This window comes from Bacillus cereus group sp. N6 (assembly GCF_016483705.1).
Classification (GTDB): domain Bacteria; phylum Bacillota; class Bacilli; order Bacillales; family Bacillaceae_G; genus Bacillus_A; species Bacillus_A wiedmannii.
The window spans coordinates 1-20,205 of sequence record NZ_JAEHBI010000022.1; the positions used below are offsets into that span (position 1 = coordinate 1).

Consider the following 20,205-nt stretch of genomic DNA (forward strand, 5'->3'; position numbering starts at 1 on the left):
TAAGACACCTCGAACTTGTTTATTTGTTTTTAGTATAAACTCTCTGTTCGGTGTGTCTATCATTTAGACTAGCATCAGAGTTACAATCGCATATTAAGTGGGCTCGTTGGTTTCGTCCGGTTGCATTTTGCTATGAGAAAATGAGTAAGTGTGTAGGACAAATACATTTAGGAATGGGCGGTAAGTGGGAAACGATGCATGGCTCTATCGTTGGGATAATAGATGAGAAAGATGGAAGGGAGAATGTAAGGGCTTGGCTAAGAAAAAATGAAGCAGGAGAATCTATTTTTGTAGCTCTTTACTCAAAGCATACATATATGAACGAGACATATATGAATATTACATTACCTTTACCATATTCGAATATGACAGGGATTTTGAAATTATGTAATAAGAGTAATGATTTAATCATTACTAGTAAGCTGAGAAGCAATGGTAAGGGAGATGAGGGGATTTATTTGCATACTCGTTTCTTTACAATACGTTTACCGTTAGCAGAGACTTTTATTATAAAAGAGCGCACGGATCATATACTAGAAGCTAATCATAGAATGTGGATATTTGGAGTTAAGTTTTTAGAAATTGATTATGAAATTAAGAAAATAGAGGAGAAGTAAGAAAAGCTTGGAGAGATACTAAGCTTTTTTACGTATGCGTAATTGTCATAGCAACTTGTTTATCTAAGTCTCGGTCCCAAACACGTTGAATTTCAAACGTACCTTTTTCAAAAAATAATGGGAATCTCTCTTTAAACCAATCTTGCATAGGAAGATTTAATGCTGTATCAATTGGCACCCATAATAATTCGCCCTCAGGAGGATTCATAAGAAGTTCGCCTTCAAATGAGTCTGTCCAATAATTAAATACCATATATCGAACGTTTTCTTTCGGATTTACGTATTCATCTAATCCCTTAAAAGTTAAATTTGAAACAAGTAATCCAGTTTCTTCTTTTACTTCTCGTTTAGCAGCGTGAACGATACTTTCTGGGAAATTTACTTTTCCGCCAGGAGCGATGTAACCAGGGAATCCTAGATGATCGGGGCGCTGTATTAGCAATACTTCGTTATTCCGCTGAATCATACACATTGTATACATACGGTGTTCTATATCTTTCCAATTGTTGCTCATATGAATCTCTCCTCTTATAAAACCGTATAGTTTTTAATTATAGTTAAATATGACAAAAAATACAATAATAATACAAAATTATACAAATTACAATTGACTATTACTAATTTTCAGAACTATAATGAGTCTGTTACATAAAAACATTGTACTTGAGAGGGGAATATATTCTATGAAAAATAGAATAATCGCAGCAGGATTAATCGCAGCTAGTATATTATCTTATTCATCTAGTAGTTTCGCACAAACAAAAAAATTTCCAGATGTCATAGCTAAACATTGGGCAGAAGATTCTATTTACTATTTAGTAGAGAAAGGTGCAGTTACAGGTAACGATAAAGGAATGTTCGAGCCTGGAAAAGAAATCACTCGTGCCGAAGCAGCTACAATGATGGCTAAAATCTTAAACTTACCAATCGATAAAAATGCTAAACCATCTTTCGGTGATTCTCAAAACGATTGGTACACTCCATTCATCGCAGCTGTAGAAAAAGCTGGTGTTGTTAAAGGGAAAGGCCCAGGCGTCTTTGACCCAACTGGGAAAATTGACCGAGTTTCAATGGCCTCTCTTCTTGTAGAAGCTTACAAATTAGATTCTAAAGTAAATGGTACTCCAGCAACTAAATTCAAAGATTTAGAAACATTAAATTGGGGTAAAGAAAAAGCGAACATCCTAGTTGAATTAGGCATCTCTCTTGGTACTGGTGAGAAGTGGGAGCCTAAGAAAACTGTAACGAAAGCAGAAGCAGCACAGTTTATTGCAAAGGCTGATTCACTTAAAATAGGCAATCCTTTAGTAGAACAGATGATTATTATTGATCCAGGTCATGGAGGAACAGATCCTGGGAAAGCAACACAAGGATTACATGAGAGTGATATTGTATTAGATACATCTAAAAGATTACAAAGTTTAATAGAGAAACATACTCCATTCCGTGTGATGTTAACACGTGAAACAGATATTCGTCTTGGTGAAAAACAAGGAGAAGACCTTAAAAATCGTGTGGATTTCGCGAAAGAACATAATGGAGATATTTTTGTAAGTATCCATGCAAATGCTTCTCAAAAACATGATGGACATGGAACAGAAACTTTTTATTATAAAGGATCTGAAAAGAAAGAATTAACTGAGCGTGAAAAAGATAGTTATATGTTAGCTGATAAAATACAAAAGCGATTAGTTAAAGCTCTAGATACAAGAGATCGTGGTGTGAAACCAGAAGACTTTTATGTACTAAGAGAAAATGAGATGCCAGCAGTACTAACGGAGCTAGCATTTTTAGATAACAGCGCGGATTATGAGAAGTTAGCTTCAGAATCTGGAAGACAAATAGCTGCTGAGGCAATTTATGCGGGTATTTTAGATTATTATGAGTGGAAAGGTTTTGATGTTTCAAAATCTCGTTTAACGAAATAACAATGTTGATTGTTAAGTCCATCGTCTATATAGAGGTGGGCTTTTTATGTAAGTTTTTGTAATTTTATATCGAAATAGAAAGATATATCGTATTATGCTGATTATGAATAAAATAATGGTAGATTAGTTTATTTTTATCACGTATACTTTTACTGTTGACTAATTAAGAGTTTGTTAGTTTAATAGGGAAAATTATACGATAAAGGGAGGCAAGTTAACACGGTATAAGCATATAGAAAACGTGTTAAACAATTTATGAAAAAAGTTATTTCTAATGTGTTAGCAGTGACAGTCGCACTTCAAGTAGTACTGGCTCCAGCAACTTCGTTTGCATCTACAAAAGAATTTCCAGACGTTCCGAAAAATCATTGGGCACTTGAAGCGATTACTGATTTAACGTCAAAAGGGGTTATTGCAGGTTACGATAATGGTAAATTTGGCTTTGGAGATGTTGTAACTCGTGAGCAAGTAGCAGCATTAATGTATCGCGCATTAAAACCAGAATTAAAAAGCGATTATAAAAATCCATACTCTGATATTAGCGCAGGAACGACGATGTTCCCAAAAGAAATTTTGGTATTAACAGATATGGGGATTTTCATAGGTGATGGTAAAGGGACGTTTAGACCGAAAGAATCATTAACTCGTGCTGAAATGTCTGTTATTTTGCAAAGAGCATTTAAATTAGAAGTAAAAGCACCACATACATTTAATGATATAGATGCAACACACTGGTGGGCAAAAGAAGCAATTAGTGCATTGCAATCCAATGGTGTATCGGTAGGAAATGGACTGGGAGGATTTGATCCATCAGGTATATTAACACGTGAAAGCTATGCGCAATTATTATATAAAGCGATGAAAATTAAAAATGATGTTCCTGTTGAACAGCCATCGTATATTAATCTAGACGTAACTTTGCCATCTAACGTAACGGCACTAGAGATTGATAATTTCATTAAAAAATCTCATTCGGATAGTCCACTTATTGGAACTGGTAAAGATTTTATTCAAGCACAAAATGAGTATGGTGTGAGCGCACTATATTTAGCTGCACATGCAATCTTAGAATCAGCGTACGGTAAATCAGAAATTGCATATCGTAAACATAATTTATTTGGCTTAAGAGCATATGACCGTGACCCATTTGCATATGCAAAATATTTACCGTCATACAAGGAAAGTATTTCTTACAATGCTGATTATGTAAGGAAGAACTACTTAGAAGAAGGTGCTAATCATTTTAATGGTTACACATTACCTGCTATGAATGAAAAGTATGCAACAGATAAAGAATGGGCTGGCAAAATCGCTAATATTATGGAGCGTATTAAACCGTTTAACAAGAAAGATTATGAAAATGTAAAACGATTACCGAAAAATCCTAATACATTAAATGTAGAGGCATTAGGAAAAGACATCCCATATAAAGATTATGCAAAAGATGCAACGGCTACGGTTCAATTAGTAGGTTCTTACTATCAAGTGCCATATCCATTTGGTTATACAATTAAGAGTGTACCAAATATTATACAAAATGAAGTTGGAAAATTAGAAAATGGTAAGAAAGTAACTGTATATCGTGAAGATCCAAACGGTTGGGTAGAATTTTCACTTGAAAATACTCAAGAAAAATATTGGACATTGAAGAAGAACTTAAAATTATAGACAAAAAAGGTGTTTTCATTTATGAAAACACCTTTTTATATTTTTGCCAATAATTTAACAGTTTCATATATAATTAAAGGTATTAAAGTTTGAATTTTCCGTTAACTAAATTTGAAAAGAGGAGAGAGGTATGCAAGGAGAAATATGAACAGAGAAAAATGTAAGTCATGTTGGTAAATTGATATTGCCGGTTAAAGCGTCACCACATTTTAAATTTTTGTGGATTGGGCAATTACTTTCGACTTTAGGTAGTTCGATAAAGATGGTTAGCTACTGTCATAGGTGCGAGATAACGATTATAACACTAGCTATTTTAGTACTTGTAACAATTGGAATAGCGTTATGTGTACCACGTATTCGACGATTTGATTAATGATATAAGGGAAAGGGGAACGACTTATATGATTATAGGAAACTTGAAAGATATAGTAATAAAGGAATTGGCCAGCCAATACACTTTGCATGAAAAGGTCTTTGAAGCAAAAAATTTCACAGTCTATATCGCCACCCATAGAGAAAATAAGCTAACATATAATCAACTAGTATTAGTAAAACATCTTTGTAACGAAAAGCCTTCCGTACATATTTGGGACAAGAAAATTAGTACGGAAGCAACAGAACTAGAAATTACAGAAGAAGTGACGGAAGCGATTCAATCTGGTTTTATAAATGAAGAATAAGCCCTAATCAAATTAGGGCTTATTCTTCATTAAACACAAATGTTTGTTTCATTTGTTCCCCCTCATTTACCGGATGACCGTTGTATGAGAAATTTCTTTCTTCCCAAGTAATGACGACTTTAAAATTATGGCTATTAAAGTCTAAAGGGAATACGATGTAGTCAGAGCTTGTCTGACTTTTAGAAACGTTGCTATGTAACGTAGTAGGATTAAAAATAGCTTTAGAGGTAGGAGTGTTATCAAGTATTTCCACTGATACATTTGATACATCATTACCGATGTTTTTTATGAGTAAACTATATGTATCATATACCCCCTTTTTTGGCTGCGCTGCTTGCTTGTTTGCGTTATGAGATTTATCAATTTCGATATACCACTGTTTTGACTTTGATTCAATTGGTAGTGATTGAAATGTGTAAGCACTTGCTTGTATTGGTAGTGCGAAACAGATTAGTGCAAAGAGAGAGAAAATTTTTCTTTTCATTTTTAGAGAGCTCCCATTCTGTAACGGATTTATTTATTAGTATCTTCTCTTTATGTGAGTATATACCATATAATGTAAGGTGATATTTATGACCCTCATGAATGTAATTTACATTTTAAATGCGAAAATTAACTGCTGTATTCTTTATGAAAACTGTGTAGAGATTTTTCTACACAGTTTTTTCTGATGAGAAAATTTTCCAATATTATGTTAAAATATCATTGTCATACAACAAGGGGGATTTGTTTTATGGAAAATGGATATCTTGCTAACGTAGATGTAACGAAAAGAATTGAATCGAAATCTAAGTACAATAAGAAACTTGAAAAATATCAAAGGCGCTTATTAGCATTGCAGCAAATAGTAAAAGAAGAAAAAATCGCAGTTATGCTCGTTATGGAAGGCTGGGATGCGGCTGGAAAAGGCGGAGCAATTAAGCGAGTGACGGAACATCTTGATCCGCGCGGGTTTCAAGTAAATCCAATCGGAGCACCAGCACCTCATGAAAAACGGTAACACTACTTGCAACGTTTCTGGCGAAAACTTCCTCAGTACGGGCAAATTACTATTTTTGATCGCTCATGGTACGGCCGCGTGTTAGTTGAGCGTGTTGAAGGTTTTGCTACAAAGGAGGAGTGGACGAGAGCGTCTGATGAGATAAATGATTTTGAAAAACTATTAACAGATGATCATTATATAATCGGGAAGTTCTTCTATCATATTAGTAAAGATGAACAATTAAAGAGGTTTAAAGATAGAGAGAAAAACCCTTTGAAAAGATGGAAAATTACAGACGAAGATTGGCGTAATCGTGAAAAGTGGGCCGAGTATGTTGAAGCAATGGAAGACATGTTTGAAAAAACAAATAAGCCAAATGCGAAATGGCAAATTATCGCAAGTAACGATAAATTATACGCACGTTTGAAAACGTTGAAAGTTATTATTTCATTAATTGAGGATTACCTCTTAGAACATAATATAGAATTACCTTCGTATTATTATGAAATAAAAGATGGAAAGACAGAAGGCTTTGAAACTATTCAAGATGAAGTTGTAAAATAGTACAAAGCTTGTATATGAAATATAAAGTAGAGCCACCCTGTAATTTTAGATAATAAAATTACAGGGTGTTTTTATTTAGAAACATTTTACAATTAACGGAATGAGGTATATAATCAATAATCATATTAACATTGTTAATATGATTATTGATTATATACAGTATGGAGGTTTTATTTTGAAGGGAAGAGATGTTGTTTTAGGCTTGTTAATGGGAAAAGAAATGTCTGGTTATGATATTAAAATTGTGTTTGAAGACGTATTTACTCATTTCTTTGATGGGAGTTTTGGAATGATTTATCCAACGTTACGACAGTTGGAAAAAGAGGGGAAAATCAAGAAAGAGGTTATTATGCAAGAAGGGAAACCGAATAAGAAAATGTACTTTATTACAGATGAAGGGCGTGAAGAGTTTTATCAGTACATGCAAACAGATGTAGAGAAAGATGTTTTACGTTCAGATTTTTTAATGAGGATGTATTTCGGTAATTATAGCGATGACAAGGCAATAAAAAAATGGATTGCGGACGAAATTGAAAGGAAAGAAGCATATATTGCGGATCTTCGTTTGAAATATGAAAAGTGGAGAGAAGGTATTACTTTTGTTGAGGAAATTTCACTCGATGTAGGTATTGCATCGTATAGTGCTCAAGTAGAGACATTGAAAAGAAAACTAGAGCAACTAGAAGCAAAAGAACACGATAAAATGGAAGAATGAAAAACACGTTCATAATAAATAAAGGGGTAGATGAACATGGAGCAATCAAAGGGTATTAAGATTGTCTTTTTAATGTGCTTAGGTATATTTCTTTGTATGATTGATACGACAATTATGAATATAGCTTTACCAGCGATACAAACGAGTGTAAATACTTCACTAGAGAAGATGTCTTGGGTATTAAATGTTTATACAATGACAATAGCAGTACTCGCTATCCCGCTAGGGCGGATAGCTGATATTTTTGGGAAAGCAAAGATGTATATTCTTGGTTTGATCATTTTTGGCGGCGGGTCAGTACTTTGTGCTTTTGCTAATACGGGCGATTTTCTTATCTTTTCTCGCTTTGTACAAAGTGTAGGCGCAGCGATTTTATTTCCAACTAGTATGGTAATTGGTGTATCAGCTATGCCATTAGCTAAGAGGCATGTTGCACTTGCAATTTTAGGCGTAACACAAGGACTATCAGCTGCGATGGGACCAGTAATAGGTGGAATTATTACACAAAATTTCGGTTGGAGATGGGTGTTCTTCGTAAATGTTCCAATTTGTATTCTTGGAATCATTTTATGCTGCTTTATGCTACAAATAAAAAATGAAGAACGTATTATCTCAAAAATAGATTGGATAGGATTGCTATTAAGTAGCACAGCAATTTTTTCTTTTACTCTCATATTAGTAAAAGGCAATACATGGGGATGGCAAAGTAATATTGCTTTGTCTTGTTATGCAATTAGCACTATTTCTCTTATTCTATTTGTTTTAGTAGAACGAAAGATTCATAATCCAATGGTGAATTTAAAGTTATTTCAAGATCGAATGTTTGTCGGAGCGTCTATCGTTGTCATATTAAGTAATTTATTTTTAATTGGAGTTACTGTATTGCTTCCGACGTTCTTGACGAAAATACAAGGCCGAACGGAAATTGAAGCAGCTTTTTTAGTGACACCTATTTCAGCGATGATATTTTTTGTCTCACCAGTTGCAGCAACTTTAATTAAAAAACTTGGAAAAGTAACTATTATTTTGTCAGGCTTTCTTGTTATGGGCTTATCTTATTATTGGTTGCAAATGATTGATGTTAATTCAACAAATATAGAAATTATTATTCCATGTATGATATTAGGTGTTGGGTATGGTTTAGTAGTAGGTCCAATTACAGTTTTAAGTGCTTCTTCGTTTGAAGGGGAATTATTAACCGCTTCTCAAAGTGTTGTCTCGATGTTGCGGCAAGTAGGAATTGTATTAGCAGTTGCAATATTTGTATCTAACTTAACGCATAATTTAGCTGTAAATAAAGAGAATGTATATCGTTATGCAGAAGAAAAAGTGCATAATATTCATGTGGATAGCTCACAGCAAGCTGAAATACTACAAGTAACAAAAGAAAAAATGGAGAACCAAAGTATAGAACCAAGTGTAGAAAAGCATCAAAATAAAACATTTGTAGGGTTAAATAAAGAGAAAAAAGATGCATTAATTCACCAAAAAGTGGATGAAGTATTAAGAGAAATTCCAGTAGAATATAGAGATGTAAAAAGAGAAGAAGTTATGAATCAAGTGACAAAAGAAGTTGAAAAACAAGAGGGAAATATAAAGAAAGAGGTACTCGCATTTTCGAATGATGTGAATCACTATGCTCAAAATCAGATGGCAATGAGTTTTACAGATTTATATAAAGTAAGTGTGCCGATTATCTTAGTTTTTGCTTTAGTAAGTTTGTTATTTTGGGAAGGAAAGGCTTTAAGTAAAAGAAGGGAAAAAAGGATAGTAGGGGGATTGTAAGGGAAATAGGCTAAATATGAATTTCACTCTAATTATTGAAAGTTGGTTATTAACAAAGGAAAGAACTCCACGGACGAAACGTGAATGGCGAAGTTCTTTCCTTTGTGCTTATAGGCATATGTGTCACTATCATTAAGTATTTACTCTCATTCATTATCAGCCAAAATCAAAGATGAACTGAATAGTATGAATAAGTATTTTTACATACAATGAATAGGTACGTATCAAGTTCAAATATAGGATGCATAATATTATTTTTATAGGATTCTACATATGTTTTCAAGGTGGGCTTTATAATATGTCTATAAAACATATAAATCTGGTGACAAGATTTTTATAGAATTATTTGCTCTTGCATCACTATGTTATTGGGGCTTTCAATTTTTTGGGGATGTATATGGGAAATATGTTTTTGGTATTGGTTCACCACTACTTTTTGGGATAATATGGGGGCGGTTCATTGCACCTAAAGCATCATTAAAATTGACAGAACCATATAGGTTTATGTTAGAAATCATATTGTTTGGAGTTAGCTCTGTTGCTCTATATACTGTTGATCAAATAACCTTTGCTATTATTCTTGCAGTGTTATTTATAATCAATCGCACTTTAATCATTGTTTGGAAACAATAAATTTACTACGGTATCTATATAAAATCATATGTTATGTAGTTTCGCATTATATTATTTAGCTTTAATAATGCAGAAGAAAAGTGTTAAAAATTAGGGGATTATTATTTGAAGTGGAGGAGCAATAAAATATGAATAAATTTAAGAGTTATAAATTTGGGGATTTTGTTGTTCTATAGTACATTAACAAGGGGGATTAGTTTTATAGAGAGGGTGAGAAAATGATAGATACAGCAGGTGTTTCAATAAGTAATCGTATGTATACAGAAGACGAGCAGCAACAATTATACAAACGAACATTAATAATCGTCAGCATCTCACAAATGTTCGGCGGAGCAGGGTTAGCTGCTGGCATTACAGTAGGTGCACTTCTTGCGCAGCAAATGCTTGGGACAGATGCATATGCAGGATTACCGGCAGCTATGTTTACAATGGGATCTGCGGTAGCGGCTTTCTTTGTTGGAAAATTATCGCAAAAACATGGTCGCCGTATAGGGCTTTCGGCAGGTTTTATAGTAGGCGGACTAGGGGCTATCGGAGTTGTGGGGGCAGCTTTAACAAATAGTATTATTCTTTTACTAGTTTCTTTACTTATATATGGCGCGGGCACAGCTACGAATTTACAAGCGCGTTATGCTGGAACGGATTTAGCGAATAAGAAGCAAAGAGCAACTGCTATTAGTATTACAATGGTAATGACGACTTTTGGTGCAGTCGCAGGCCCAAATTTAGTAGGTGTAATGGGAAGGTTTGCTCATTCAATTGGAATTCCTGAACTTGCTGGTCCGTTCATATTATCAGCAGCGGCATTTATACTGGCGGGTCTTGTTCTATTTGTTATGCTTCGTCCAGATCCGTTACTTATTGCTAATATGATAGAAACATATAAACAAGAGCATATATATAAAGGGCAACCAGTAATAGAAGAAGCGACAGAAAATAAACGAGGTATTACAGTTGGGGCAATCGTAATGATACTTACTCAAATCGTGATGGTTGCAATTATGACGATGACTCCAGTTCATATGGGGCATCACGGTCATGGATTAAGTGCAGTAGGGCTTGTGATTGGTTTTCATGTAGGTGCAATGTATCTTCCCTCTCTCGTTACAGGAATGTTAATTGATAAAATTGGAAGAACTACGATGAGTATAGCTGGCGGAGTAATTTTACTAGCGGCAGGTGTCATAGCTGCAATAGCGCCGAGTGATTCTTTAATACTATTAATTGTTGCTTTGTCTTTACTTGGATTAGGATGGAACCTCGGTTTAATAAGTGGTACTGCTCAAATTGTTGATGCAACTATACCTTCCACACGTGCAAAAACACAAGGGAAAATAGATGTGTTTATTGCGCTAGCTGGAGCTTCAGGTGGAGCGATGTCAGGTATGGTAGTGGCGAATTCAAGTTATGCGGCATTGTCATTAGCTGGAGGAGTGTTAGCTTTCATGCTCATTCCTGTTGTGATATGGGCTCGGACAGGTAAATAAAGTTAAGATAAAAGAAGCTGCGTTCAAAGGGAGGTAACCAATCTTTGAATGCAGCTTTTTTGTAGTGAATTGTATAAAAAACTTTTAGTTTAAATCCCACTCCACAATAAGCCCTAAATGAGTAAGCCCACCGCCAAATCCGTATAGTAAAAGTGTGTCTCCATTATTTAATTTTCCTTCTTTTCTAGCCAAATCTAGTGCAAGTGGAATAGAGACGGAAGATGTATTCCCCATAAATTCCACACTCGTTAATGTTTTTTGTGTTGGAATTTGAGATTTCTCACAAATAGATTCGATCATTCGTAAGTTAGCGCTATGGGGAATGAACCAGTCTATATCATCCATTTGCATATTTGCAGTATGTAATAGTTCTTTTATACCTGCTGGTACCGTGCGTGTTGCCCATTTATATACTTCTCTTCCATTTTGTACGATTTTTTCATTTGTTTGCAGTGGTGTGCCATTCATAGTAGTAGATAAGTTTGTTCTGTATAGATGAATGCCACCAGCACCATTTGTTCCCATGTGAGCAGCAATAAAGCTCGGTTTGTTTTCATCTCTTTCTAATAAAATAGCTCCAGCACCATCGCCAAATAAAATGCAAGTCGTTCTATCGGTGTAATCAGTAACTTTAGATAATGTCTCTGTTGCTACGACAAGTGCTTTTTCGTGTGATCCAGAAGTGATTAAGCTATTCCCAACGTGCAAGCCATATGTGAAACCAGCGCAAGTTGCATTTAAATCAAATGCTATTGTATGAGGTATGCTGAAATGTTGTTGTATTTGACACGCGACACTAGGAAAAACATAGTCAGCGGTTGTTGTAGCGACGATGATACAGTCTATATCTTCTAAGTTCTTTTTAAAAGTTGTACATAAATTTTCAATTGCTTGAATGGCTAAGTGTGAAGAGTATTCGTCTTTGCTCGCAATTCGTCTTTCCTTCATTCCTGTTCTTTGTACAATCCATTCATCGTTCGTATCAATCATTTTCTCTAAATCGTTATTAGATAATATTTGATTTGGAACATAAGTACCAATTGCAGTAATACGAGATTTAGAATGCATAGGAACATCTCCTAACTTATTTTTATAACCTGATACTATTATCAGGTTATAAAAATGTCAATTAAGATTTTTCGTTTTATTAAGATCGATATATTTTAATAAAACGAAAATGGATTTGAGGAGTGATGTCCAAATAATATACGGAAAGCTTCTAAAATTGATCATAAAGGGGTTTGAGATTCTTGAAAAGAATCGTATATGTATTGTCTCTAGTTTTAATTTGTAGCTTTATTTATTTTATTTTACCAGAGAAGTCTTACGCTTGTGAGTGTATGAAAGCATCACCGGAAGAGAGGTTACAAAAAACGGATGTAGTGTTTGAAGGTAAGGTATTAGAGGTTCAAGAGAAGGATGGAAAAATGGAAATGTTATTTGAAGTGAAGAAAATTTGGAAAGGGACAAGCTCTTCGCAAATTATTATATATACAAGTTTTAGTAGCTGTACGTTTCCTTTTGGGGAGGGAGGAGAGTATTTAGTCTTTGCTTCTAATAGAGGAGAAGGGAAGTTAGAGACATCTATGTGCAGTGGAACGAAGAGATTAGATGAGGCAGGGGCGGACAAAGTGGTTTTAAGTCAAATTGCAAAAGAATCTGTTCCGACGAAGAAAGTCGATTTAAAAGGTGGCAAGTTGAACGGTTTAAGCTGGTGGCAAGTTGTTACTCTTTCTATAGGCCTGTTATTGATAGTAGCTGTTGTGATTTCTATTGTAAGAAGAACGCGCAAAAAATGACGATTAAAGTAAATATATAAAGATTTTCTTTCTATTTCTATAGGTGGTTTAATCTTGTGAAAGCGAATTACTTATGCTACACTTTATGTAACTTAAAATGAACGGAAGGGCTTCCTTTGATCTTAATCAGATTACGTCTCAATACTTTGTGCCAATAATTGAATAGCGCTCAAAGGCTCTGTCTGTGTGCAGAGTGAACGGGATTGGTCTGCCTATTTTAAAGGAACCCTTTATTAAGCTTATATGTGAAAAAGAGGGAGGGACGAATACGCCCTCTTTTTGTTTTGCCTTTATAAATAGAATGGGATCGTATAGGTGAACACTTATTGTGGATGCGTATATGATTTTGGGACTTATTGACTATGAGATAGGATGAAAGTATAGCTTTCTCCTATTTCTTTGGTGAACCCTTATCCGTTTACGAAAACACAGGCAGTAACCTGTGTTTTTTATTTTACGTAATCGAAATGGAGGAATAAATATATGGAAGAATTATTACAAAGAGCTGTTTTAGTTGGAGTAAATTTAGGTAATGAAGATGATTTTGCGTATTCGATGGAAGAGTTAACAAATCTTGCAGAAGCTTGTGATGTAGAGGTAATTGGGCAAGTGACGCAAAATTTACAACGAGTAAATCCGTCACATTATATTGGAAAAGGAAAAATTGAAGAAGTAGCAGCCTATGTAAATGAAGTAGATGCGAATATGGTAATCTTTAATGACGAATTATCTCCTTCTCAAATTCGAAATTTAGAAGCGGATTTAGATTGCAAAGTAATTGACCGTACCATATTAATTTTAGATATTTTTGCGCAACGTGCGAAAACGAAAGAAGCGCAGTTGCAAGTAGAGGTAGCGCATCTTCAGTATATGATGCCACGTTTAATCGGTCTTCGTGAATCGTTAGGAAGACAGAGCGGCGGAGTTGGTACGAAAAATAAAGGTGTCGGTGAGAAGAAATTAGAGTTAGATCGTCGTAAAATTGAAGAACAGATTTCAGTTTTAAATAAAGATCTAGAAGCACTTGTTGCCCAGCGTCAAACGCAGCGAAAGCAACGTAAGAAAAATGAAGTACCAGTTGTAGCATTAGTAGGCTATACGAACGCCGGAAAGTCAACGACGATGAATGCAATGCTTGAAATTTACAATGGTACAGAAGAAAAACAAGTATTTGAAAAAGATATGTTATTCGCGACGCTAGAAACATCTGTGCGAAATATTGATTTGCCAGATAACAAATCATTCCTATTAACAGATACAGTTGGATTTGTAAGCAAATTACCGCATCACCTTGTGAAAGCATTCCGTTCAACGTTAGAAGAAGTAGCGGAAGCAGACCTACTTATTCACGTTGTAGATTACGCGAACCCAAATTACGAACAGTTAATTGACATTACAAATGAAACGTTAAAGAAAATTGGAGTAGAAAATATTCCAACCATTTATGCTTATAATAAATCAGATATGGTAGATGTTGAAATTCCGAAAGTACAAGAAGACCGCGTTTATTTATCAGCGAAGAAACATGTTGGGATAGAAGAGCTTGTCGAAATGATTCGTTCACACATCTATAAAGAGTATACGAAGTGTGAAATGTTAATTCCGTATGATCAAGGACAGGTAGTTTCTTATTTCAATAATCATGCGCACGTTTTATCTACAAGTTATGAAAACGAAGGTACAAAACTAGAAGTAGAATGTAAGACGAGTGATTACGAAAAGTATAAGCGTTTTGCAATTTAATAAAGAAGGCGATCCTAATATATGTTAGGATCGCCTTTTTCTTATTCTGTAATAGAGGCCCACTTATAAGAATAAATTCCTGCAAATGGACGAATAACAACACCTTTTACTGTTGGACGTTCTAAATATACCAGGCCTGATTGGAAGATTGGAGCGATAGCTGCATCATCTTCCAGTAAGACTTTCTCTGCATCTTGGAACGCTTTCCAACGTGCTGGTAAGTCAGTTGCTAAAGTAGAGCTCGTTTTCTCAATTAATTCGTCGTATTGTTTGTTTGAATAGCTCATCTTATTAAACGGTCCGTCAGTGACAAACATATTTAAGAATGTTGTAGGATCAGGATAATCTGGTCCCCATGTAGAAAGTGAAATTTCATAGTCACCATTTCCTTCACGATCTAAAAATGCTTTTACTGGAAGGGGCTGTAATGTGATTTTTAAGCCAGGTAAGTTTTTCTCCAATTCACCTTTTAAAAACTCGCTAATTTTTTTATCGTTAGACTCATCAGTTGTTATGATTGAAAGTGAAGCGTTTTGTAAGTTTGTTTCTTTTTTTGCAGTTTCCCATAGTGTTTTAGCTTCTTTCACATTTGTTCCTACTTTTACATTACTTGTACTGCGAAAATCTTTATTATCAGGTCCTTTTACGAATCCTTTCGGAACAAATGCATTCGCAGGTATAGAACCATTATTTAAAATCGTTGTTGCGATTCCTTGTTTATCAAAAGCGAGCGAAATAGCTTTTCGAGCATTCTTGTTTGCTAATAAAGGATTCTTTTGGCTAAATCGGAAAAATGTCATAGAAGGACGTTCCATTTTCTTTAAGCTCGGATCTTGTTGATATTTATCAACAAACTCTGAATTAATCGTAATTCGGTCTACTTGTTTGCTTTCAAATAAATTAACGGCTGTGGAAGTATCTTTTACGATATTTACATTAATTTCACTTAACTTCACATTTTTATTATCCCAGTAGTTCGGGTTTTTTGACATTTTATAACTTGTATCATGTTTCCATTCACTTAATTGAAACGGCCCGTTATAAACTACATTTGCAGCTTCAAGTCCGTAATTTTTCCCTTGCGCTTCTACAACTTTTTTGTTTTGAGGATAAAATGTTGCAAATCCCATTAACCCTAAAAAGTATGGAACAGGGTGTTCTAACTGTACTTCAAGCGTTTTATCGTCAATTGCTTTTACACCAAATGAGTCAATTGGTAATTCTTTTTTATTTATTTTTTCTGCGTTTTTAATATCGAACATAATATGTGCGTATTCAGAAGCAGTTTCTGGATTAACAGCACGTTTCCATGCATATTCAAAATCATGTGCAGTAACTGGATCACCATTTGACCATTTTGAATCGTGTAATGTAAATGTATATGTTTTTCCGTCTTCGCTCAGCTTGTATGATTCAGCTGCTGCAGGAACAGGTTTATTGTCAGGGCCAGGCATATATAATCCTTCCATTACGTTGTTTAATGCAGCGTAAGAAAACCCATCAGTTGCGATAGATGAATCAAGTGTAGAAATTTCCCCAGCTTCTACAATGTTTAATACTTGTTTTGAAGATTCTCTTTTCTTTTCTCCGGTAGTTGTTGCCTCTTGTTTTTGACCACATGCTGTTAAAAACATAGATAATGTGATTGAGAGTGCAACGATTCCTTTAGTTTTTTTCTTCATAGTTGTCATCCTTTCCTTCATCTCTGTCCTAGTATAAAAGAAAATATAGAAAATTTCTATAAATAAATCCGATAAAACTTATAGAAAAAATATATTATGTAAGAAGTGATATTTCTGGAAAAAGAAATGAAACCAGTATAGAATAGAAATGTTTCAAAAGTCAGAATTTATCGAGGTTAAAGTTTTACTTTATTACACTTGCTGTAATAAATATATATTTTGTACAGGAAGGAGAAATACATATATGCAGGCAGTTTCGAAAAAAAATACAATGGAAACACCGACGGTATATCGAATTCTATTTGCGATTAGTTTCGGTCACTTTTTAAATGACTCGATGCAAGCAGTCGTGCCGGCATTGTTTCCTATTTTGGAAAAAACGATGAATTTATCTTATATGCAAGTAGGATGGATTGCGTTTGCATTAAATATGACGTCATCGATTATGCAGCCGGTTTTTGGTATGTATTCAGATAAGAAGCCATCACCATTTTTATTACCGCTCGGTATGTTTTCGAGTATGCTTGGAATGATTGGACTTGCATTTGCACCGAACTTTATTATTGTTATCATTTCTGTTTTATTTATCGGATTAGGTTCCGCAGTCTTTCATCCAGAAGGTGCTCGAGTTGCTTATATGGCAGCTGGTGCAAAACGAGGTTTAGCACAAGCGATTTATCAGGTTGGAGGAAATACAGGGAATTCCTTAGCTCCTATTTTTACAGCGCTAATTTTCGTTCCGCTCGGCCAAATTGGTTCTTTAGGTTTTACAGCCTTTGCAGCAGTAGGAATTGTATTATTAATTTTCGTATCAAATTGGTATAGAAATGAATTAGCGACTGGCGCTGTGAGAAGGAAAAAGAGGGCTGCGCTTGAGGCAGAAAATGCGATTGTAAGTACACATATTAAATTTGTTATTGTACTTCTTGTTTTTCTTACTTTTGTGCGTTCTTGGTACGGTGCTGGTATCGGGAATTTTTATCAATTTTACTTAATTGAGCATTACGGTTTATCTATAAAAAATGCCCAGTATTTCGTATTCGCATTTATGATTGCCGGTGTATTAGGAACTTTCTTTGGGGGACCGTTAGCAGATCGATTTGGAAAGAAAACAATTATTGTATTTTCAATGCTAGGTTCGGCGCCACTTGCTCTTTTATTACCTCACGTTTCGCTCGTGTGGGTCGTACCGCTATTTTTATGTATCGGTTTTATTAGTTCAAGTAGTTTTAGTGTAATTGTTGTTTATGCGCAAGAGCTTGTTCCTGGAAAAGTAGGGATGGTATCTGGATTAATTGTAGGTCTTGCGTTTGGACTCGGTGCTTTAGGTTCTGTAGTTCTTGGGAAATTGGCGGACATATATAGTCTACAATTCATTATGTTACTATGTAGTTGCCTACCATTAATTGGACTTACTTCGTGGTTATTACCAAGTGATAAGAAAACGATAGAATAGGGGATGCACTATGAAATTATGTGAAAATGTTACAGAATTAATAGGAGATACACCTGTCGTCCGATTATCTAAATTTATTCCAGAAGACGCAGCAGATGTGTATGTAAAACTAGAAATGTTTAACCCGTCACGCAGTGTGAAAGACCGTGCTGCCTATAATTTACTGCACGTTGCAGAAGAGAATGGTCTTATCAAACCAGGAGATACAATTATTGAGCCAACAAGTGGTAATACAGGAATAGGTTTAGCGATGAATGCAGCTGCGAAAGGGTATAAAGCGATTTTAATTATGCCAGACAATATGTCAAAAGAGCGTATAAATTTATTGAAAGCATACGGCGCAGAAGTAGTTTTAACACCAGCAGAACAAAGAATGCCAGGAGCAATTGCGAAGGCGTTAGAACTACAAAAGCAAATTCCGAATAGCTTTATTCCGCAACAATTTGAAAATTCAGCGAACCCGAATATTCATCGTTATACGACTGCACTTGAAATTTATGAACAAATGGATGGTGAGCTTGATGCATTTGTAGCAACGGCAGGAACTGGTGGGACGATTACAGGGACTGGGGAAACGCTAAAAGAGAAATTACCAAACTTATATATTGCAGTAGTAGAACCGAAAGGATCTCCCGTTTTATCAGGTGGTGTTCCAGGTCCTCATAAACTAGTAGGAACAAGTCCAGGGTTTATACCGAAAAACTTAAATACAGAAGTGTATAACGAAATTATTCAAATTGCAGACGAAGAGGCTTTAACGACAATGAGAAACTTAGCTAGACAAGAGGGATTATTAGTTGGACCATCTTCTGGAGCATCTGTTTACGCAGCAATTATGATAGCGAAACGATTAGGCGTTGGTAAAAGAGTTTTATGTATTGCACCTGATACAGGAGAACGTTATTTGAGTATGGGATTATTTGAATGAAATTGATAGAAACAGCTTAATCGTGAAATTGTCACGATTAAGCTGTTTGTTTTAGGTTGTAAAGAGGGGGGAGAATGACAATGAAACTATTAAAACCAACAAATGAATATAGCGAACAAATTATAGAGTATCGGGAGGCATTTTTACATACGGATGAAAAACCACATGGTAGTAGTTCTTTACAAAATTTTGATTCTCTCGATAAATGGTTTGAAAAAGTGAGTATACAAGAAGTGGAAGAAAACTTACAAGGTAATCGAGTACCGTCTAGTCAATTTTTAAGTTTTGAAAAAGGGGAACTTATAGGTTTTGTGAATATTAGACATAGATTAAACCAAGAATTATTACTGGAAAGCGGTCATATCGGTTATAGTGTACATCCAAATAAACGTCGTCAAGGTTACGCTACGAAACAACTACAACTTGCATTAGATGAAGCACAAAAGTTAGGGTTACAGAAAGTGTTAATAACTTGCGATAAAGTTAATATCGCTTCGGCTAAAACGATTCAAAAGGTTGGCGGTATGTTAGAAGATGAAGTAGTTTCTGTTCATACTGGGGAAATTGTTCAGCGTTATTGGATAGAAATATGATTTAGTGGGACATTGAAAAGGGAATACAATGCATAATATCGAAATAGATAAATGAAAAGGTAACTGTGTACTGCAATTATAGGGGGAAATGAAGTGGGATTAAAAGAGAAAGCAATAGAAATGTCGGAGATTTATAGGAGAAATCCGAAAGTAGAGACTATTATTTTAGCGGGTTCAGTAGCTAGAAAACTAGAAGATGAACATTCAGATATAGAATTGCATATTTTATGGTCAATGCCACCAGAGGATGAGGATCGCAAAGGGCCAATTAACTATATTGGTGGAACAATTTTGTCATATCACCCTTACGAGGAAGAAGAATGGTCGGAAACGTATTTGACAAAAGAGGGAATTAAATTAGAGATTAGTAACTTTTTAACTGAAACTGTAGAGAAAGTTATTTCGGATGTGGTGGATCAATATGATATAAGTTATGAAAAACAATGTATCGTATCATCCGTTCATGATGGTGTTAGTTTGTATGGAGAAGAGAAAGTACATGAATTAAAAGATAGAGTGGTGGCATATCCAGAAGACCTAGCGAAACGGATGATTTCAGAAAATCTTTGGTTAAGTAATCGCTGGCATAATCGAGAGGCGCTTTTAAAACGAAAAGACTGGCTTATGTTATATGATGTTATTTGTGAAGTGCAAAGAAATATATTTGGGGTCTTATTTGGTTTGAATAAAATGTATGTACATCATCCGGCATTTAAATGGATGTCACATAATGTGGAACGAATGATTATTAAGCCTGAAAATCTATACGAGCGTATGGCAAATACGTTAATAGGGAAACCGGAGTATAGTGTACAGGAGTTAGAAGTGTTAATTGAAGAGCTATTACATTTAGTACAACAATATGCTCCAGAATTACATATTACTGAACAACAAAAACGTATACAATATGCGAAGTAAAAAAGAAGGGATGTAACAATGAGTTAC

General features: G+C 34.9%; 16 protein-coding genes and 4 pseudogenes. 16 read left to right on the plus strand and 4 right to left on the minus strand.

All coding sequences use genetic code 11. The features are described from left to right. Positions 1–77: 77 nt before the first annotated feature. Positions 78–617: pseudogene (locus JDS99_RS16345) on the plus strand (YndJ family protein); the annotation flags it as partial. Positions 618–645: 28 nt separating this feature from the next. Here JDS99_RS16345 and JDS99_RS16350 read toward each other — a convergent pair. Then, complete coding sequence (locus JDS99_RS16350; protein WP_088062967.1) at positions 646–1,131, minus strand: 8-oxo-dGTP diphosphatase; 486 nt, start codon at positions 1,129–1,131, stop codon at positions 646–648. Positions 1,132–1,300: 169 nt separating this feature from the next. Between JDS99_RS16350 and JDS99_RS16355 the strand changes: the two genes are divergently transcribed. The 4 genes and pseudogenes from JDS99_RS16355 to JDS99_RS16370 all read left to right on the plus strand — a co-directional run bounded on the left by JDS99_RS16355 (position 1,301) and on the right by JDS99_RS16370 (position 4,893). Then, positions 1,301–2,545, plus strand: coding sequence for an N-acetylmuramoyl-L-alanine amidase (locus tag JDS99_RS16355; protein ID WP_088062968.1), 1,245 nt, complete (start codon positions 1,301–1,303; stop codon positions 2,543–2,545). Between the two features lie 255 nt (positions 2,546–2,800). Next, entirely contained in the window at positions 2,801–4,213 is a 1,413-nt protein-coding gene (locus JDS99_RS16360) for an S-layer homology domain-containing protein (protein ID WP_199695365.1), read from the plus strand. Between the two features lie 130 nt (positions 4,214–4,343). Then, positions 4,344–4,481, plus strand: a pseudogene (locus JDS99_RS32025) (MFS transporter); the annotation flags it as partial. 133 nt (positions 4,482–4,614) lie between these two features. Further along, positions 4,615–4,893 carry a hypothetical protein gene (locus tag JDS99_RS16370; RefSeq protein WP_088062969.1) on the plus strand — a complete coding sequence of 93 codons (279 nt, stop codon included), beginning with the start codon at positions 4,615–4,617 and terminating at the stop codon, positions 4,891–4,893. Positions 4,894–4,912: 19 nt separating this feature from the next. Here JDS99_RS16370 and JDS99_RS16375 read toward each other — a convergent pair whose 3' ends face one another. After that, on the minus strand, positions 4,913–5,377 hold the full coding sequence (locus tag JDS99_RS16375; RefSeq protein ID WP_088062970.1) for a hypothetical protein: 465 nt from the start codon (positions 5,375–5,377) through the stop codon (positions 4,913–4,915). Positions 5,378–5,626: 249 nt separating this feature from the next. Between JDS99_RS16375 and JDS99_RS16380 the strand changes: the two are divergent. From JDS99_RS16380 to JDS99_RS16400, 5 genes and pseudogenes are all read left to right on the plus strand, one after another. Then, a pseudogene (locus tag JDS99_RS16380) lies at positions 5,627–6,439 on the plus strand (polyphosphate kinase 2 family protein). 175 nt (positions 6,440–6,614) lie between these two features. Further along, the gene (locus JDS99_RS16385) at positions 6,615–7,154 is read left to right on the plus strand and encodes a PadR family transcriptional regulator (protein WP_088062972.1); all 540 of its coding nucleotides are present in this window, start codon (positions 6,615–6,617) and stop codon (positions 7,152–7,154) included. A 36-nt stretch (positions 7,155–7,190) separates the two neighbouring features. Further along, positions 7,191–8,939 (plus strand): MFS transporter, encoded by a 1,749-nt coding sequence (locus JDS99_RS16390; RefSeq protein ID WP_088062973.1) that lies wholly within the window; start codon positions 7,191–7,193, stop codon positions 8,937–8,939. Between the two features lie 298 nt (positions 8,940–9,237). After that, positions 9,238–9,572, plus strand: a pseudogene (locus JDS99_RS16395) (YrdB family protein). 218 nt (positions 9,573–9,790) lie between these two features. Beyond that, positions 9,791–11,059, plus strand: coding sequence for an MFS transporter (locus tag JDS99_RS16400; protein ID WP_199695366.1), 1,269 nt, complete (start codon positions 9,791–9,793; stop codon positions 11,057–11,059). 84 nt (positions 11,060–11,143) lie between these two features. Here JDS99_RS16400 and JDS99_RS16405 read toward each other — a convergent pair whose 3' ends face one another. Continuing rightward, positions 11,144–12,127, minus strand: a complete 984-nt coding sequence (locus JDS99_RS16405; protein WP_199695367.1) for a ketoacyl-ACP synthase III — start codon at positions 12,125–12,127, stop codon at positions 11,144–11,146. A gap of 182 nt (positions 12,128–12,309) precedes the next feature. Between JDS99_RS16405 and JDS99_RS16410 the strand changes: the two genes are divergently transcribed. Both JDS99_RS16410 and hflX read left to right on the plus strand, forming a co-directional pair. After that, on the plus strand, positions 12,310–12,858 hold the full coding sequence (locus JDS99_RS16410) for a cobalamin biosynthesis protein CbiN (protein ID WP_141542719.1): 549 nt from the start codon (positions 12,310–12,312) through the stop codon (positions 12,856–12,858). A gap of 483 nt (positions 12,859–13,341) precedes the next feature. Beyond that, positions 13,342–14,601 carry a GTPase HflX gene (gene hflX, locus JDS99_RS16415; protein WP_061673188.1) on the plus strand — a complete coding sequence of 420 codons (1,260 nt, stop codon included), beginning with the start codon at positions 13,342–13,344 and terminating at the stop codon, positions 14,599–14,601. A gap of 41 nt (positions 14,602–14,642) precedes the next feature. On the opposite strand, the gene JDS99_RS16420 is transcribed toward hflX, so the two are convergent. Then, positions 14,643–16,283 (minus strand): peptide ABC transporter substrate-binding protein, encoded by a 1,641-nt coding sequence (locus JDS99_RS16420; RefSeq protein WP_199695368.1) that lies wholly within the window; start codon positions 16,281–16,283, stop codon positions 14,643–14,645. Between the two features lie 244 nt (positions 16,284–16,527). On the opposite strand from JDS99_RS16420, the gene JDS99_RS16425 reads away from it, so the two are divergent. The 4 genes from JDS99_RS16425 to JDS99_RS16440 all read left to right on the plus strand — a co-directional run bounded on the left by JDS99_RS16425 (position 16,528) and on the right by JDS99_RS16440 (position 20,178). Then, the gene (locus JDS99_RS16425) at positions 16,528–17,739 is read left to right on the plus strand and encodes an MFS transporter (RefSeq protein WP_199695369.1); all 1,212 of its coding nucleotides are present in this window, start codon (positions 16,528–16,530) and stop codon (positions 17,737–17,739) included. Between the two features lie 10 nt (positions 17,740–17,749). Further along, a complete protein-coding gene (gene cysK / locus JDS99_RS16430) occupies positions 17,750–18,667 on the plus strand; it encodes a cysteine synthase A (protein ID WP_088062980.1) in 918 nt (305 codons plus the stop codon). An 80-nt stretch (positions 18,668–18,747) separates the two neighbouring features. Next, on the plus strand, positions 18,748–19,260 hold the full coding sequence (locus JDS99_RS16435) for a GNAT family N-acetyltransferase (RefSeq protein ID WP_087983247.1): 513 nt from the start codon (positions 18,748–18,750) through the stop codon (positions 19,258–19,260). 93 nt (positions 19,261–19,353) lie between these two features. Beyond that, positions 19,354–20,178 (plus strand): DUF4037 domain-containing protein, encoded by an 825-nt coding sequence (locus tag JDS99_RS16440; RefSeq protein WP_199695370.1) that lies wholly within the window; start codon positions 19,354–19,356, stop codon positions 20,176–20,178. The last annotated feature ends 27 nt before the right edge of the window (positions 20,179–20,205 follow it).

Bases quoted from the DNA above. Each gene is read 5' to 3' on its own strand.
- hflX (WP_061673188.1), top strand. From the start codon at position 13,342: ATGGAAGAATTATTACAAAGAGCTGTTTTAGTTGGAGTAAATTTAGGT.
- JDS99_RS16435 (WP_087983247.1), top strand. From the start codon at position 18,748: ATGAAACTATTAAAACCAACAAATGAATATAGCGAACAAATTATAGAG.
- JDS99_RS16360 (WP_199695365.1), top strand. From the start codon at position 2,801: ATGAAAAAAGTTATTTCTAATGTGTTAGCAGTGACAGTCGCACTTCAA.
- JDS99_RS16390 (WP_088062973.1), top strand. From the start codon at position 7,191: ATGGAGCAATCAAAGGGTATTAAGATTGTCTTTTTAATGTGCTTAGGT.
- JDS99_RS16405 (WP_199695367.1), bottom strand. From the start codon at position 12,127: ATGCATTCTAAATCTCGTATTACTGCAATTGGTACTTATGTTCCAAAT.
- JDS99_RS16375 (WP_088062970.1), bottom strand. From the start codon at position 5,377: ATGAAAAGAAAAATTTTCTCTCTCTTTGCACTAATCTGTTTCGCACTA.
- JDS99_RS16420 (WP_199695368.1), bottom strand. From the start codon at position 16,283: ATGAAGAAAAAAACTAAAGGAATCGTTGCACTCTCAATCACATTATCT.
- JDS99_RS16355 (WP_088062968.1), top strand. From the start codon at position 1,301: ATGAAAAATAGAATAATCGCAGCAGGATTAATCGCAGCTAGTATATTA.
- JDS99_RS16350 (WP_088062967.1), bottom strand. From the start codon at position 1,131: ATGAGCAACAATTGGAAAGATATAGAACACCGTATGTATACAATGTGT.
- JDS99_RS16370 (WP_088062969.1), top strand. From the start codon at position 4,615: ATGATTATAGGAAACTTGAAAGATATAGTAATAAAGGAATTGGCCAGC.
- JDS99_RS16425 (WP_199695369.1), top strand. From the start codon at position 16,528: ATGCAGGCAGTTTCGAAAAAAAATACAATGGAAACACCGACGGTATAT.
- JDS99_RS16400 (WP_199695366.1), top strand. From the start codon at position 9,791: ATGATAGATACAGCAGGTGTTTCAATAAGTAATCGTATGTATACAGAA.
- cysK (WP_088062980.1), top strand. From the start codon at position 17,750: ATGAAATTATGTGAAAATGTTACAGAATTAATAGGAGATACACCTGTC.